Raw genomic sequence first — 15,709 nt, forward strand, 5'->3', positions numbered from 1 at the left:
TTGGCTAGTCTTTTTCAACAGTTTTATTTAGGTATTCAATTACACCTAATCCTGCTGCTCGACCTGTTGCAAAACATGCTGTAAGTAAATAACCACCTGTCGGGGCATCCCAGTCCAACATCTCTCCACAGCAGAAAACAATTGGATTACTTTTCAACTGTAACTGTTTAGTCAAGGCAATTTCCCGTACACCACCTGCGCAGCTAATGGCTTCTTCAATGGGTCTAAAACCGTCTAGTTTGATAGATAAATGTTTAATATGCTGAGCCATTTTCTCTGCAATCGCCCAATCATGCTTTGAGGTCAATTCACGTAATAAATTTGACTTTGCATTGTCTAATCCCAATTTTCGCCATACATTATTTATGCTTTGTTTCTTAGCATTCTTAAGTTTAGAGATGATTTCATGCTCAGATAATTCTGGCAGTAAATCTAAATTTAAAACCATGGAATCTTGATATTGCAATTGTGTTCGAAGTGCCCGACCATGCTTATAGACCAACCCACTCTCCAAACCATAATGGGTGATCACGATGTCACCCTTAGCTTTGGGCTGATGATCCACCCAAGCTTCAACTCGTTTGAGTGGCGAGCCAAATACAGGTTCCATATACGAAGACCAAGCTCTGACTACACCAGCATTACTCGGGGAAAACGCTTTTAACTCTTCTTTAGCTAACCATGACTGCCAAGCCCCATCACTACCCAACTGTGCCCATGACACAGCGCCACACGCCAATACAATCGCATCAAATTGCTCAGTTCGTATTGAATTGGATTGAGTATCAAAAACTGTCAGTTCATTTTGATTAAGCGCGGTAATTTGATGCCGATAATGAAAATTGACCTTGGTATCTACTAAACTTTTTAACCAAGCACGCAGTAATGGAGCTGCTTTCATTTCATTGGGAAATATACGACCAGAGCTTCCAACATAGGATTCAATCCCTAGGTTTTTCATCCAATTTCGAATCCAACGCGCATCCCATTTTTTTACCCAAGGTGCAAGCCATTCGGCATGATCATAACGACCAATAAATTGATCGATAGGTTCGGCATGAGAAATATTTAAACCTGTTTTACCTGCCATCAAAAATTTACGTGCAGCTGAAGGCTTTTGTTCAAAAATATGAACTTCAAATGCAGGATGAGCAGATAAAACTTCAGCAGCCATTAAGCCTGCTGGACCTGCGCCTACGATTGCGATTCGCTTTGAATATTCCAAATTCATAGATTATTCGTTTGTTGATTTTCAGAAGAGATCGGCATTTGCCCTTGCAGAGGCATAAAGTGATCGAAGCGAGTTTGGTACGCTTCAGGTTTTTGAATAATCAACTGCTGGCATAATTCACCACGCTCTAGATACTTTACTTCAAAATGCGTTCTTGCCGAAGTTGAAGAGATTCGTTCTTTAACATAAGAAAGGTTCCAGACATTAAGCAGTTGTTGCTCTGCCTCGTCAATATATTCAGGAATATTGCTGGCTAAAGTGATCGTACCATTCGGTTGCAATCGAGACAGTAAAAATTCAAAAAAAGGCATATTCAACCAACGTTGCGCTGGATTATGAGGTTCAGGATTCGGATATAAAATAAAAAAATCTTCAACTTGCTGTGGAAATAGCGCATGTACGATCCAAGGGATTGCATCTGCATGTACAGGTCGCAAATTGGTTTGTCCCTCTAGTTGATGCTGTTTTTGCATCGCTAGAAATTTTTCTCTAGTTCGTTCAATCGCGATTAGTTGTCTTTGCGGATTTTGTTGCGCAAACAATAAAGCATGTTTACCTTTACCCGCCCCAATCTCAACACATAGTGGTTCAGCTAGAATCGGTAGAAAGTCGCGTGGCGCATGCATACGCTGTGCTTGAAATTGACGAATCGGCATAATCAGATCAAACTTATGAAAACGCGACAAGTCTAGCAACTCTAGATGCTTTTGCCTATTTTAGCTGTTTTATTTTACTAGGATTGATTTATGCCAAAAACATTTCCGTGCCCACGCTGTGGACAGCCTAGTCAATGGACTGGCAATGAATTTCGTCCATTTTGTTCTGAACGATGCAAACTTATCGATTTAGGGGCTTGGGCAAATGATGAATATCGCCTTCCGACACAGGATTCTCCTCAAGCTGATCAAGGGGAATATCATGAATAATGCCAACTTTGCTCAATATTAAAAGAATAATTCAATTATATTTACACAAACAAAAAATTAGCTTTTTTAAGAAAACTCAATAAATGTGATTTTATTTAAGTTTGTGTTGTGATATTGTGATAACAATCACATTAAAACAACAATTCTACTTTCATAAATACATGAGACTTTATAAATTCACATTCACACTCAGTATAATTTTAACTTGCCTAGGCCTCCTTTTTGCAGGTCTAGGCATTTATCAACATGATTTCGTCTTGATTTTAATCTCTGCACTATTTGTGTTAGCCGCTGCCCTTCTCTTTTGGGAATTGAATGACATCAATCGAGATCACTTTTTTCGTTTTTAATTAACCAGCTTTACCTGCCACAAACGGGTTAAACTTTTTCTCATAGCCAATGGTACTGATTGGACCATGCCCTGAAATAAACTGTGTTTCATCTGGCAAACTAAAACATTCTCTCTCAATGGAATCTAGCAACTGTTGATGATTTCCCTTGGGAAAATCTGTTCGACCAATTGAACCCTTGAAAAGAACATCGCCAGTCCATAACAAGCCATAGTTAGCATTATAGAACATGACGTGGCCAGGCGTATGACCGGGAGCGAATCGAACCTCAAAGGATTCATCCCCTAATTTTAAAGTTTCACCACCTTCAAGCCACTGATCAACCACAACAGGTTCAGGTATCGGAAACCCATATCGTGCTGAAACTTCCTGAATCATATCTAACCAAAATGCATCTTCTTTATGAGGACCAATTACTGGAATACCCCACTCTCTCGCCAATGCTCCGACCGCACCAGCATGATCAAGATGACCATGAGTTAACCATAGCTCCTTCACTGTTAAGTCTAACTCTTGCACAACTTGCATAATTTTTTCAGGCTCACCACCTGCATCAATTAACACAGCTTCTTTGGTCTCTTGATCCCAAACCAATGAACAATTTTGCTGAAATGCTGTCACAGGAATAATTTTAACTTGAAGCATAGGAACCTTTAAATTTACGCAGAATGTTGGAGGGTAATCTTGAGTGCATCCAGTTGAGCTTCTACTAAATCGACCAACAAATCAATATGTGCTGCATCAGTGTTTAACGCTGGAATATAGGCATAGTCTTTCCCGCCCGCTGTTTTAAAGGTTTCGGCATTTTCCACAGCCAACTCTTCTAAAGTCTCTAAGCAATCTGCTGAAAAAGCAGGGCTGAGAACATGGACAGATTGAACTCCTTGTTGTCCCCACTCAGTCAGCAACGCATCTGTATATGGCTTGACCCACTCTTGTTTACCGAATCGTGATTGGAAGCTGATAGCCCATTCATCGTCACGTAATCCCAGAGCCTCTGCGACTTTTTTCGCTGTAACCCTACAACGGTCGGCATATGGATCACCTTTATCTGCATAAGGCTGAGGAATCCCATGGAAAGACATTAATAATTTTTCCGCTTTACCGTGTTGCGCCTGAAAAACCTGAACACTCTTTGCCAAAGCCTGAATAAATTTTGGATGTTGATAATAATCGCGTATTAAACTTAAGCCAGGTAAATTTCTCTGCGTTAAAACCCATTTCGCCAATGCATCATACAAAGGTGCTGTAGATGTCGCTGAATATTGAGGAAAAAGTGGAAATAAAATGACGTGATCTTGCGGTGTCTGAGTAAGTTTTTTTAGAACCTCATGAATACTAGGATGACCATAAGTCATCGCAGGAACGACCTGAACATCAAAATCTGGATAATCTTGAATAACTTTTTGACGGATTAAATCTGTTTGCTTCAACAGAATTTCACGCATAGGGGAATCTCCATTCCACACCTGCGCATATGCTTCAGAAACATGCTTTGGTCGAAATGGTAAAACAAAACAATGTAAGATAATTTTCCACAAAAACGATGGAATCTCAATCACACGCTGATCAGATAAAAACTGTTTTAGAAAAGTTCGTACCGCAGGCACTGTAGGGGCATCTGGTGTTCCCAAGTTGGCAATAATTACGGTGATTTTCGGCTTTAACTCAGACATCTGATCCACATCAATTCACTGTTTAATTAAGAAATACTTTATCAGAGTCTAAGTAAATTCGGCGTGATTTTATGATTGCTTTTTAAAATGTGAATGAAAGAGAAAAACTATCATATGAACTTGATCTATTTATTCATGCATTTCCATAACATCCGCTGACGATCATCTCGTCCTACAGGAACGATCCATTCATTATTACGCATTTGTTGCTTGATGGTATGCAATGCACGTACATTAATCTGTGCTCTAGATACCATATGTGCCTTAGGAAGTTGCAATTGAGCATCGACCAGCCCCGTATCAGTCAAATACTGATTCAACACTTTAGAATAAAAATCTTCTGGTGTTGCTTGGGAAAATTGAGACTCAAGAACAGTATAAATTTCATGCCATCGCATGGAACGTATACAAATAATTTCTTTAAAATGACTATCAACATAGGCATGCATACGATAATCAAAACTGAATTGATCATCCCACTCTATTCTAGGCAAAGATAGAAAAGGATCGACTTCAGATTTGGCTTGTTCCATTTTTGCTTGTGCCAGCTGAGCTCTTAATCGATCAATCTCATCTTGTTTTGCTTGAATGCTTTGTGGTCTTACCCAACCCAAAACAGGGTAACGTTCAAGCATTTGAGGCATATGAGACCTGAGTGCTAGCTCTAATTCACGAGCACTTTTAAAAAATACGACCTGATCAACTTCTCGAATGATCTGTTGACGGAAATTTTGAAAGCGCTGTTGAAGATCCACTTCATGCTCTCGTAAATGCTCCTCACGCGATTCTGGCTGTTCATGCATAAATACAATAATGGGCTTTTGCTTAGTCACGGCATAGATATATTCCAAGTGCATGTAACTAATACCAGAGACAGATTGCTCACCATACTGGCTTCCTAAAAGCAGAAGTACATAATCACAATCATCAATTTGACGGCGTGCAAAAGCGGTTGTTACAGGTGTTCTTTGTTCTAAACCCCATGAAAAAAAACCCATACCGATCAGCGTTTGAGACACAACCATACGCTCTGGCTGCATCTCTTTACCAGAAGTTGTAATAAACACTTGGTAACGCTTATCTAGCATGCCTTAATCCAATCCTGCATCTAGGTAAAAATGCCTTACTCATAAGGCTTAAAATATATAGCTTGATATTGATCATTCTTCTTCGAATGTATCAGTTAAATTTTCAATTGACCATAGTATTTCATGCCCGATCATATTTTGAAGTACAGGCTGAAGTTCAAGCGCATTTCCGCCACTGACGACACAACGCAACTGCACTGATTTGTCATATGGTTGAGTAGCATTGAATTTATTTTTGATAAGGACTCTTGCTGTTTGGCGTGCAACAGCAAATCCTGAATCAACCAAAGTCAGTCGCTCTGTATAAAGATGCTCAATTGCTGATTTTAAAAATGGATAATGCGTACAACCCAACACCAAATAATCGGCTTGATCTTGCATGACGGGATCAAGTATCCGTTGTAATGTTGCAATACAGGCTTGCGAATTTTGTTGCCCTGCTTCCACGAAAGGAACCAAATCCAAACTGGTGACTTGATGAACTTTAACACCTAAAGGATCTGCAAAATTCTGCATTACATCCTTGATTAACTGGCCTCTAAAAGTCGCTGGAGTCGCCAATACAGCCACCACTTTAGACTGTGTCTGTAACACTGCAGGTTTTAACGCAGGAACCAACCCAATGATCGGAAATCGCTCACCATAATGTGTCCTTAAGTAATCCAGACTAAAAGCTGATGCCGTATTACACGCAACAACCGCAACTTTACATCCTTGACGATACAACCACTCAATTGCATGTGCTGTGAGCTGACGAATATCTTGATCTTCGCGCGGACCATAAGGGACATGAGCTGTATCTGCATAGTAAAGGATATGCTCATTGGGTAAATATTTTGCTATTTCCAATGCAACTGATAAACCACCAATCCCCGAGTCGAAAATCCCAATAGGGGCATGTTCAAGTGCATGAGGCATAGGCTCATTAGAGCTCGGTTGGGGTAAAATTGCAGACATCTCAACGACTACTTTTATAATGCTTAAATGAATGGGCTAAGCTTAAACCTCAAGTCCCTAATTGCAATAGCAGATTACCACTTTTTAAATTCAAAACTGATTCACCTTGCTCATTTTCGCTCAACTCCCCCATTTCAACTAAATGAAAAAAAGTTGATCGTTGTATCAATGCGTTGATGCCGAAACGCACATGCACGTAAGGACGCATCTCTCCTTGAAAATCACGCATAAAGATTGGATGATCTTGATCCACAATAATGAGATCTTGAGTGGTCGTTGTTAGCTGTAGATAAGAAAGCCCTTGAATCTCGACTTGATCTACCTGATTGACCAATAAAGGTTCATCTTCGACTTCAATTTCGATTTGCTCAACGGGTGTTTTTAAGTAAAATTTGTTGTCTTCTTTCCACAGTACTGTCGAGAATAGGTCAATGAGGCTTTGTCTTTTAATCAATTGACCTTCGTGCCACCATTCACCATTCGCTTTTACTTTCAAATCCATTGAGCCACAATGCTTTGGGTTCCATTGTTCAAGAGGTGGGATTGACCTTTTGTGACTTGACTGTGCATCTTTTAGATATTGTACGATATTGATTAAGTTTTTATCATCAGGTACAAGTGAATCAGGCTGTGCTGTTATAGAATCATTTTGTTTTACCATGGTTTATGCCCTGCTGACGGAAAATAAAGCGACTCAGCCAATTGGCTTGATCAAGGTTTGAACCTATACTAGCGCAAAATATATAAAAGGTACGAGAGCAAAATTGTACCTGCAACTAAGAACACTCATGGCAGCACCGTCGGAATTATCGGTTGCCACCCTTTACTTTATGAGGAGTCCTTTATGGAACACATCGAACGTGAATCGATGGAGTTTGACGTTGTAATCGTTGGAGCGGGCCCTGCGGGTCTTTCAGCTGCGATCAAAATCCGTCAACTTGCAATTGAAAACAACCTCAACGATTTATCTGTATGTGTCGTTGAAAAAGGCTCTGAAGTAGGTGCGCATATTCTTTCTGGTGCAGTGCTTGAACCACGCGCTATTAATGAATTGTTCCCAAATTGGAAAGAAGAAGGTGCGCCTTTAAACGTACCTGTTACAGAAGATGAAACGTACTTCCTTCTTTCAGATCAAAAATCTCAAAAAATGCCTCATGCTTTTGTGCCTAAAACAATGCACAACGACGGTAACTATGTCATCTCTCTTGGTAACGTCGTACGCTGGTTAGGACAAAAAGCTGAAGAGCTTGAAGTATCCATTTTCCCGGGCTTCGCAGCAGCGGAAATTCTGTATCATGCTGATGGTACTGTAAAAGGTATCCAAACAGGTGATATGGGTATTGGTAAAGATGGTGAGCCAACACATAACTTTACCCCAGGCTATGAGCTCCATGCGAAATACACGTTATTCGCTGAAGGCTGCCGTGGTCATTTAGGTAAACGCCTAATCGCTCAATTCGGCTTAGATAAAGACGCTGATCCTCAACATTACGGTATCGGTATTAAAGAACTTTGGGAAATCGATCCAGCGAAGCACAAACCAGGTAAAGTCATGCACGGTGCGGGTTGGCCTTTAACTGAAACTGGTTCATCTGGTGGTTGGTGGTTATATCACGCTGAAAATAACCAAGTATCATTGGGTATGATTGTCGACTTATCTTACCAAAACCCTCATATGTATCCATTCATGGAAATGCAACGTTGGAAAACACATCCATTAATTAAAGATGTATTGGAAGGCGGTAAACGTATTTCTTACGGTGCACGTGCAGTGGTTAAAGGTGGTTTTAACTCTCTTCCTAAATTCACCTTCCCAGGTGGAAGCTTAATTGGTGATGATGCTGGCTTCTTGAACTTTGCAAAAATTAAAGGTTCACACACTGCTATGAAATCAGGCATGTTATGTGGTGAAGCTGTATTTGAAGCAATTAAAGCTGGTGTAGAAAAAGGCGGCGACCTTGCAATTGCTCGTGTGACAGAAGGCGAAGATTTCTTTGCTAAAGAGTTAACGTCATATACAGAGAAATTTAACAACAGTTGGTTAAAAGAAGAGCTATATAATGCTCGTAACTTTGGCCCTGCAATGCATAAGTTTGGTACATTCTTCGGTGGCGCATTCAACTTTATCGATCAAAATGTATTTAAAGTTCCGTTCACTTTACGTGATTTGACACCTGATTACAGTGCTTTAAAAACTGTTGATGCAGTGAACTTCAAACCAAACTATCCAAAACCAGATGGTAAGCTTACATTTGACCGTTTATCTTCAGTGTTTGTTTCAAATACAGTACACGAAGAAAACCAGCCAGCGCATTTAAAATTAACTGATCCATCAATTCCAGTAAATGTTAACCTTCCTCAATGGGATGAGCCTGCTCAGCGCTACTGCCCTGCTGGCGTATACGAAATCATGGAAAATGATGATGGTTCTAAGCGTTTCCAAATTAATGCTGCGAACTGTGTTCACTGTAAGACTTGTGATATTAAAGATCCGTCACAAAACATCACTTGGGTTGTACCTGAGGGTGCGGGTGGTCCGAACTATCCGAATATGTAATCTCGTTTGAGATCAAAAAACCCGCGAAAGCGGGTTTTTTATTAAACTTCCATCAATGCGAAAGTTTTCACCTTGAGCGATATAGTTTTATTCTTCTCCATCAAACTGCCAATACATCTCGCCCCAATCACTTTCAAAATCAGGAAAAATATCGCCTTTTTTAAAGTATTGCCGTGAATTTGATTTGGCTGTTGTATACCAATAGCCTGCTTTAGGGCTAACCTGCCCAGCCGCCATACTTAATTTTTCATTTGATTCAGTTTCGGGTTGATTGGCATGTTTTCCTATATTTTCTATATCAAAGATATATTTCTTTTCTTCTTCTGGAATTGTTCCGTCTAAATAGCGTTTGTCTTCCCATATAAGCCGCCATTTCACGTCATACCAATCATCTGTGCCTTCTAATTTATATTGAGTAGCTTCCGAACCTTCCAAAAAATAATTTGGGCAACCAACATACACATTATATTCAGGGTCATTGGTTAATTTTTGATAGACGGATTTTTCAAACCAAGGTTCATATATACCTGAAATTTGGATCTCTTCACCTGAAAAAATTTCAATATCACTATTTATTTGATTATTGTCGAAAATTAATTCAACTTTAATACTGCGAATGAAACTCCAATACACGAACTTGTTAAATGATTCAAAATTCCATTTTTTATACAAAAAAGGATAATGAGGAATATAATATTCGTTATCAAAATCAGATAGGGTTATTTTTATAAATGCTGTAAACTCATTTGCAATACATATCTTTTTTATTTCATTTTCATGTAGATTTTCGAATATCCAACCAGAATCCCTTCCGACCATTCCTAATTTTTTATATAGAGGATCATTTTCAAGCCCGCGCTCATCACCATATCTTCCAAAAATTGTAGAGTGTATATTTTCAGATATAAAATCTGAATAGACTTCTTTTTTGAACTTACTTCCTAGAAAATCTAATAAAGTTTTTTCTTCAATATCTAGAACATAGAGATACATTAATAATTCTCTCTCATGTCTAGTTAATAATTCAAACTCTTCACTAGATTTTCTTAAAGCATTCTCAAAAGCAACAGTAAATTCCTTATTGAGATAGTAAATTTTTTTTAAAAAACTATAACTTGTAATCATTTTTAAAAAATTAATTACTCTAAATCTCAGTTTTTGATCAACTTTCATTATCTATCTGCTTTATTTGAACTACTCTCTCTTGAATTAGCACGACTAGTACTTGATGTCGCATGTAATATTTGTCCCTGCTGTACTGTTTTCTTTGAAGCTTCTCGATTTAATAGGTATTCAACAGTTTCGGTTGTATCCTTAGGTAGGATTGCATCCTTCCAATTTGTATTTTGAATTTTAATAACTTTATCAATAGATCTCTTTCATAAATCAAAAAACGATCTATCACTTGCTGACTATGTGTACCGAATAATTTTAAATATTCATGCATAATTTGCGAATGAAATACATCGACTAAAATAAGCTTTCTGAAACACAGTTTAAGCGATATACAGGCATCTCATGGCCAACCTTTGATTTAATGGCTGAACAGCTAAAAATGCTTGTACCTGCTAAAGGTAAACCATCTAAGTTAAGTGTAGAAGATCAAATCCTTCTGAGCTTAAGTTATTGGCGTGAATATCGAACATTATTTCATGTCGCAACGAGTTATGGTGTGTCAGAGCCTACGGCTTCAAGAATCGTCCGCCACGTAGAGGCTTTCCTGATCAAGTCCAATCTATTTAATTTACCCAAGAGTTTGCCTGAAGGCGAAGGTATTGAGTCTGAAGATCGAAACAAATCGAAATATTTCCACGATTAATTAAATCTTTTTATTGTAATTAGGCCAGTTGGATGTCGAATAGATTTTAGGTGTGGGCTTACTCGTCTCACAATTATATTGCTAAATCAAACCTAACAAACAACTTTCTAAAACAAAGCCCACCAAATATCCTATTTCATATATTGCCAAACATCAGGGTCTACATAGCTGTCATCAATATGATAGCCTTCTAGTTTAATTTTTTCTTCCTTAAATTTACGATCTTTTTCATTGTCTCTTCTTTCATCTAAAAAGGCTTGTTTTAACTGTTCTGCTGTCATTTCATCTGAGTTAGAAATAGCATTGAAACCAGTATATCTAAAATGCTCAAAACTGTATCTCAGCATATACTGTTCTTTTTTATCATCTTTATATGTTTTAGAAAGAGATATCGCCAAATTAATATTACTATTATATAAATTAAAATACATATGGCCATTAGTCAGATCCATCATTTCTTGCCACTCTTTAAAACTTAAAATATAGCTAGGGTCAATAACCTCTCCCATGTTTTGACTCATATATTTTAAATTATCTTTTTTATCTATACGTTCCGAATAAGGTAAAAAATATTGCTTCCAGTTTTTCTCACTCATTTGCTTCATAAGTTTTACATAAGCCTGATATGCATCTTCTCTAGTCGTATATTCATTAGCATGTAAACTAGCGGTTACATCCATAATCAAAACACCATCATTGCCCATTCGTGCAATTTGCGTCCCCATTACACTAATAACATTATCAATTTCAAAGTTACTTTGTTCAGTTACAATTTTAACCTGTCCCAGTTTGGGCGGTCTCCAATCTAGTGACAAAAAATTCATCCCCGCAGGTTGGCGGTCTATTGGCGCATAACTATATTGAATAAAATCTTTTAATCCTTGCTGTCCAAAATGTAAAATAGCACTTTGTGGTGGCATGATTTCATTTCCTTTACTTTTCGTATTTGGAGTACAAGCCAATAATAGGCAACATATCGAAAATCCAAAAATTAAACTCAGATAATTTTTCATATTGAAACTTTTGTTAAAAAAATCGTTATTTTTCCGTTCATTACTACTTGGATGTATTCCAAAGAGAAAGTTTGCTTTGCTCTGACTCCACCTCGTTATTAGTTTTAATTCCTGATGTAAAAAGACACGCCTTTATCATCCAACATTAAACGGTGATATTTTTCCGCAGCCAAATTAATCTTAACTAAAGATCCGTTATAAAAAATTACTTAGGTTATACATGAGGGTGCAGCTAGTATGAGCTATTCGAATATGTAATGTCTTTTAAAACCCTCGCTAAAGTTTTTTTATTAAACTTCGATAAATACGAAAGTTTCCCCTTGAGCGATATAGTTTTATTCTTCACCATCAAAATACCAATATACTTCACCCCAATCTTGTTCAGAAAGCGTTGGTAAAATCTCACCTTTACTAAAGTGCTGACGCTCATTTGGTTGGGCTGGAGTCGTCCAATAACCTGTTTTTGGACATTTATCCCCACCTTTGATTTTAATTTTTTCTACTGAATCTTGTGTTTGTACTTTTTCTGATTGTGCTTTAGCAAAATCGACTAAATCTTTCGGATAAAATTGATGCTCTCGATAATTTGTATCATCAATATCTAATAGCCATGTCACAGCTGCCGCTTCCCATGACCAATAACCAAAATAACTGATACCTGATCTAATATCAGGTTGAGGATGTTGATCATGATAAGGTTCACGACGACTGGCTTCATACCAATCTTCTAAGTACTGCAACATCATCGCTGGACGTTTTTCAGGTGCAGCATCAAAAACTTTAATGAGCTTACGATAAGGCAAATGACGACGTGCATCATTCGGTGGTATGCCTCGATCTGTTACAAATGAAGCAACCAATCGCTCGATTAAGCCATCTTTTTCTTGTCCTTCAGGTGTTGCTTCTGTGTAGTCGATAATCGTCATAATTCGACTCATTTGATCTGCATACCCTGTCAGTAAACCAAAGCATATCAATCGTAAAGCAATATACCAATAATCTTCAGTTCCCAAGGAAATATGCCAAACATAACGTCCACCTGCATCAGGGCTTAAATTATAAAGATGACTCGTTTCAGCATATTCTTCTGTCCAATGAAGAAGATACGGGTAAAGTTCTTTTGTAAAATTTAAATCACCACCTGCTGAATATTGTAAGGACATCAAATCTAAAGCATCTCTAATTCTTTGGTGACCAGCTGCGATATATCCACTAAACTTAGAATCATTTTTATAATGACTAAATCCATCTACAACGGTATATAGTCCATTTATAAGTTCTTCAAAATTTTCATGATAATCTTGGGCATTTAAAAAATTATCTCTAAATTTTGTTTCATCATTAATCTCTAAAAATTGCCATTTTTGCCAATCTATTTCTTGATCATTTACTTGTATCGACATTCTTTTATCTCTCCAACATCTCATTGGGTAAAACAAATTCTAATTTAATCCCGTGTGCCGTAACTGTCCGTGTGCATTTGGGTTTATTTAAACCTTTACATTTTTCATGATGATCAAATTTATCGCCTGTTATAGTTACTAAACTTCGGTCATAAGGACAATGTACTGCAACAACTTTCCCTAATCTTCTTTCTGTAGAAGCCTTAAAATTGACTCTTCTCCATGTTTTAATATCACGAATTAATGAACTATGTTTCGGAATAATTTTGGATGCATCTATTTTGCTCGCAATCCATAAATGCGACATCTGCACACCATCACTCACAGTCGTCCCCACTGAACGTTTAACCTTATCATCTTGGTCTGATGCCATATAAACATCGAGACCCATTTTCAATGCCATCATGGCTGCCTTTGGTGTCATCAGTGTTCGATGACTCAGTGCATTGGTCGCTTTACTGTCTGTAATACGATACTTATGTGCTAGTCGAGCACTATGCCATACATGATCAAGTCCGTTATGACCCGTATCGTGATATTCGTACAGCACGCCATTATTATTAATTTTAGAGCGACTTTTCATGCGTTTTACATAGTAATAATCCGTAATGTGCTCACCACCTGAACCAAGTTCTTGATTCGATCTTCTTTTTCGCTGTAATTGTTGACGTCGTGTTGAAGTATTTTGACGACCTGGGCTTACATTATTTCCTCCAGTATTTCTTGATACATTGCCATTTTGCTGAGTTCGTGGGGCTGGATTTTGATTTGGTCTACTGGTTGTTGTCGCTGTTCGAGTCGTAATTGGAGCTCTAGCTGTAGTGTTAGGATAAGGAGTTGCTAGTGCCTTTTTATGGGCTGCTTGCATTTCTTTCATAACCATATCAATTTTTTGATTGGCAACTTTCTTCATTTGCTGAAGCTGAGTTACTAATGTTTTTAACTTAGCATTGCCGAGAACAGCTCGTGTCATCCAACTATCAAAAACGCCAATTAAACCATCAATAATTTTATTACTAGTTGTTTGCAGCTCTCTTGTGTATGTATTCCAATTTAAGGTTCTAAACCATTTATCTACATCACCACGTAATGTTTTGCTTGGTATTGCATCCAAAATAGCTCCCATAGCTTTACCTGAACGCAATTGTTTAAAAACAATTTTTAATCCATCACCAGCAATTGGAACAAATGCAACAAGATTAAATACCAAATCAAACCAATTCTCTTTATTATCTGGCTTTTCTGATATTTTAACGACTGAGACAATCACATTCCCGACATCAACGCCTTGACCAACAAAGGGTATACAACCTATCACAACTGCAACAATAATTTGAGCGGGACTGGAGCCACTACCATCAAGTACACCTTTAATCCATTGAGCCGCCGATTCTTCCCCTTTAGCTGTTACTCTTACAGCTTGCGTTGAACCCTTGGCTACGGCAGTATTCATTGTTTATCTCCTAGGTCTAATCTAGAAGTAGAATCATCTGTAAGTAAAATTTCTTCTAAATCATCTGCTATTGCATCATCTACATTATTTTGTTGTGGTATTAATTGTTCTTCATAATCGCTTACATGATCATCGTATTCGATATTATTCGACATGAGCATGTCTTCAATTTCATCAGGGAAATATTCATCTAATAATGCATCTAATTCTTGTTGGTTGTATTGCTCAATAAGTTGTTCAGCTTCACTAACACTCATCACTTTTTGATCTTTAAAAGGATTATCAATTTTTTCTCTATCTGGTTTCGCCTCAACACTACTAAAGCCATAGTAGACTTTAGGTTGAGTTTTATCACTAGGAATAGTGACTTTGGCATAACCTTCGGCATCTAATACACCTTCTTGAGCAGAACCATCAGCAAAAATCAGTTTAAATGGAGCTTGTGCAACAGGTTTTAAGTCATCATAAATGTATTTTAATTCCACTTTATTAGGTAATAATTTAAAGGTAGGTAAAGCTGGAAATTTTGCTGATACATTCTTTCCATTCACAAACTGATGCTGCCCTGCCTTAACCTCAAACTTACCGCCAGTCGTAGGAAATACCCCTGAAGCGTTTATTTTTAGCTGTGAACCACCTGCGGTCAGTACGATTTCTTTCGCACTGGTGATATCGACATTTGCCTCCGTCGAAATAATCTGCACACCCTTTCTAGCAATCAGATCAGCACCATCCCCTTGCGCTTGAATCTCAATCTTGCCTTTGCCTGCATACAGTCGTGCCCCTTCTTGCGCTGCAAATAAACTGATCTTTTTGCTGGCATGTCCGATGATGCTGTCTTGGGTGCTGGTGTTAATGCTTCCTTGTGCAATTTGGTTGATCTGCCCATCTGCACTGAGGTGGATGTCTTCGTTACTTTCTACGGCAATGGAGCTTGGTGAAGCCAAGAGCATGATCGCTTGTTTAAAAGCCGCGGCTTTGCTTTGGTCTTCGCTCTCTAAGTTCTTGAGGTAGCCCTGTAGGTTTTCGAGTAAGCTCAGTGGATCAGTTTGTTGGTTTTGTGCCACTTCACTCAAAGCTTTGGCGTTGTTTAAGCTACTTTCGAGTTGTTGTTTGGCTTCGCTTACATCGAGATGGTTTGCTTTGGCTTGTTCTTGTTTGTAGGTGGAGATGAGTATGCCTTCGCCTGCTCGTACTGCACCCCATTGGTCTGTTCTGAGTTCGAAACCTTCACCT

Annotated in this window: 15 protein-coding genes; 3 read left to right on the plus strand and 12 right to left on the minus strand. The window is 38.2% G+C overall.

Features of this window, described 5'->3' with window-relative positions; genetic code table 11:
• Positions 1-4 precede the first annotated feature (4 nt).
• Together AC1M9N_RS11865 and AC1M9N_RS11870 are read right to left on the minus strand one after the other, a co-directional pair.
• Positions 5-1,231 carry a TIGR03862 family flavoprotein gene (locus tag AC1M9N_RS11865; RefSeq protein WP_481954807.1) on the minus strand — a complete coding sequence of 409 codons (1,227 nt, stop codon included), beginning with the start codon at positions 1,229-1,231 and terminating at the stop codon, positions 5-7.
• Complete coding sequence (locus tag AC1M9N_RS11870; protein ID WP_481609218.1) at positions 1,228-1,893, minus strand: class I SAM-dependent methyltransferase; 666 nt, start codon at positions 1,891-1,893, stop codon at positions 1,228-1,230. The genes AC1M9N_RS11865 and AC1M9N_RS11870 overlap by 4 nt, the downstream gene beginning before the upstream one ends.
• Positions 1,894-1,977: 84 nt before the next feature.
• Here AC1M9N_RS11870 and AC1M9N_RS11875 point away from each other — a divergent pair, with 84 nt between their 5' ends.
• Positions 1,978-2,157, plus strand: a complete 180-nt coding sequence (locus AC1M9N_RS11875; protein WP_035264978.1) for a DNA gyrase inhibitor YacG — start codon at positions 1,978-1,980, stop codon at positions 2,155-2,157.
• 350 nt (positions 2,158-2,507) lie between these two features.
• Here the strand turns inward: AC1M9N_RS11875 and AC1M9N_RS11880 are convergent, their stop codons facing one another.
• From AC1M9N_RS11880 to AC1M9N_RS11900, 5 genes are all read right to left on the minus strand, one after another.
• Entirely contained in the window at positions 2,508-3,152 is a 645-nt protein-coding gene (locus AC1M9N_RS11880) for an MBL fold metallo-hydrolase (RefSeq protein WP_092768141.1), read from the minus strand.
• Positions 3,153-3,166: 14 nt separating this feature from the next.
• Entirely contained in the window at positions 3,167-4,183 is a 1,017-nt protein-coding gene (gene hemH, locus AC1M9N_RS11885) for a ferrochelatase (RefSeq protein ID WP_035264970.1), read from the minus strand.
• 125 nt (positions 4,184-4,308) lie between these two features.
• On the minus strand, positions 4,309-5,271 hold the full coding sequence (locus AC1M9N_RS11890; protein ID WP_481586764.1) for a DUF4062 domain-containing protein: 963 nt from the start codon (positions 5,269-5,271) through the stop codon (positions 4,309-4,311).
• A 72-nt stretch (positions 5,272-5,343) separates the two neighbouring features.
• Positions 5,344-6,228 carry a glutamate racemase gene (gene murI / locus AC1M9N_RS11895; protein ID WP_481592062.1) on the minus strand — a complete coding sequence of 295 codons (885 nt, stop codon included), beginning with the start codon at positions 6,226-6,228 and terminating at the stop codon, positions 5,344-5,346.
• Positions 6,229-6,277: 49 nt separating this feature from the next.
• Positions 6,278-6,889 (minus strand): DUF1285 domain-containing protein, encoded by a 612-nt coding sequence (locus tag AC1M9N_RS11900; RefSeq protein ID WP_035264966.1) that lies wholly within the window; start codon positions 6,887-6,889, stop codon positions 6,278-6,280.
• A 183-nt stretch (positions 6,890-7,072) separates the two neighbouring features.
• Between AC1M9N_RS11900 and AC1M9N_RS11905 the strand changes: the two genes are divergently transcribed.
• Positions 7,073-8,785 carry an electron transfer flavoprotein-ubiquinone oxidoreductase gene (locus tag AC1M9N_RS11905; RefSeq protein ID WP_481592064.1) on the plus strand — a complete coding sequence of 571 codons (1,713 nt, stop codon included), beginning with the start codon at positions 7,073-7,075 and terminating at the stop codon, positions 8,783-8,785.
• Between the two features lie 87 nt (positions 8,786-8,872).
• On the opposite strand, the gene AC1M9N_RS11910 is transcribed toward AC1M9N_RS11905, so the two are convergent.
• Positions 8,873-9,958 carry an Imm72 family immunity protein gene (locus AC1M9N_RS11910; protein ID WP_481611041.1) on the minus strand — a complete coding sequence of 362 codons (1,086 nt, stop codon included), beginning with the start codon at positions 9,956-9,958 and terminating at the stop codon, positions 8,873-8,875.
• 364 nt (positions 9,959-10,322) lie between these two features.
• Between AC1M9N_RS11910 and AC1M9N_RS11915 the strand changes: the two genes are divergently transcribed.
• The gene (locus AC1M9N_RS11915; RefSeq protein WP_481594913.1) at positions 10,323-10,604 is read left to right on the plus strand and encodes a helix-turn-helix domain-containing protein; all 282 of its coding nucleotides are present in this window, start codon (positions 10,323-10,325) and stop codon (positions 10,602-10,604) included.
• Between the two features lie 131 nt (positions 10,605-10,735).
• On the opposite strand, the gene AC1M9N_RS11920 is transcribed toward AC1M9N_RS11915, so the two are convergent.
• The 4 genes from AC1M9N_RS11920 to AC1M9N_RS11935 all read right to left on the minus strand — a co-directional run.
• Entirely contained in the window at positions 10,736-11,524 is a 789-nt protein-coding gene (locus AC1M9N_RS11920; RefSeq protein WP_481594914.1) for a hypothetical protein, read from the minus strand.
• A 428-nt stretch (positions 11,525-11,952) separates the two neighbouring features.
• The gene (locus tag AC1M9N_RS11925; protein ID WP_481954808.1) at positions 11,953-13,020 is read right to left on the minus strand and encodes a PoNe immunity protein domain-containing protein; all 1,068 of its coding nucleotides are present in this window, start codon (positions 13,018-13,020) and stop codon (positions 11,953-11,955) included.
• 4 nt (positions 13,021-13,024) lie between these two features.
• Positions 13,025-14,473 carry a hypothetical protein gene (locus AC1M9N_RS11930; RefSeq protein ID WP_481594919.1) on the minus strand — a complete coding sequence of 483 codons (1,449 nt, stop codon included), beginning with the start codon at positions 14,471-14,473 and terminating at the stop codon, positions 13,025-13,027.
• The coding region (locus tag AC1M9N_RS11935; RefSeq protein WP_481954809.1) for a DUF2345 domain-containing protein at positions 14,470-15,709 on the minus strand (1,240 nt) is incomplete at its 5' end. The genes AC1M9N_RS11935 and AC1M9N_RS11930, both read right to left, overlap by 4 nt.

The sequence above is a fragment of the Acinetobacter sp. ANC_7655 genome (assembly GCF_056784015.1).

What these genes read in the sequence shown, in the direction of transcription:
- AC1M9N_RS11905 (WP_481592064.1), top strand. Translation starts at nt 7,073, where the DNA reads ATGGAACACATCGAACGTGAATCGATGGAGTTTGACGTTGTAATCGTT.
- AC1M9N_RS11925 (WP_481954808.1), bottom strand. Translation starts at nt 13,020, where the DNA reads ATGTCGATACAAGTAAATGATCAAGAAATAGATTGGCAAAAATGGCAA.
- AC1M9N_RS11910 (WP_481611041.1), bottom strand. Translation starts at nt 9,958, where the DNA reads ATGAAAGTTGATCAAAAACTGAGATTTAGAGTAATTAATTTTTTAAAA.
- AC1M9N_RS11900 (WP_035264966.1), bottom strand. Translation starts at nt 6,889, where the DNA reads ATGGTAAAACAAAATGATTCTATAACAGCACAGCCTGATTCACTTGTA.
- AC1M9N_RS11930 (WP_481594919.1), bottom strand. Translation starts at nt 14,473, where the DNA reads ATGAATACTGCCGTAGCCAAGGGTTCAACGCAAGCTGTAAGAGTAACA.
- AC1M9N_RS11880 (WP_092768141.1), bottom strand. Translation starts at nt 3,152, where the DNA reads ATGCTTCAAGTTAAAATTATTCCTGTGACAGCATTTCAGCAAAATTGT.
- AC1M9N_RS11865 (WP_481954807.1), bottom strand. Translation starts at nt 1,231, where the DNA reads ATGAATTTGGAATATTCAAAGCGAATCGCAATCGTAGGCGCAGGTCCA.
- AC1M9N_RS11890 (WP_481586764.1), bottom strand. Translation starts at nt 5,271, where the DNA reads ATGCTAGATAAGCGTTACCAAGTGTTTATTACAACTTCTGGTAAAGAG.
- murI (WP_481592062.1), bottom strand. Translation starts at nt 6,228, where the DNA reads ATGTCTGCAATTTTACCCCAACCGAGCTCTAATGAGCCTATGCCTCAT.
- hemH (WP_035264970.1), bottom strand. Translation starts at nt 4,183, where the DNA reads ATGTCTGAGTTAAAGCCGAAAATCACCGTAATTATTGCCAACTTGGGA.
- AC1M9N_RS11920 (WP_481594914.1), bottom strand. Translation starts at nt 11,524, where the DNA reads ATGCCACCACAAAGTGCTATTTTACATTTTGGACAGCAAGGATTAAAA.
- AC1M9N_RS11875 (WP_035264978.1), top strand. Translation starts at nt 1,978, where the DNA reads ATGCCAAAAACATTTCCGTGCCCACGCTGTGGACAGCCTAGTCAATGG.
- AC1M9N_RS11915 (WP_481594913.1), top strand. Translation starts at nt 10,323, where the DNA reads ATGGCTGAACAGCTAAAAATGCTTGTACCTGCTAAAGGTAAACCATCT.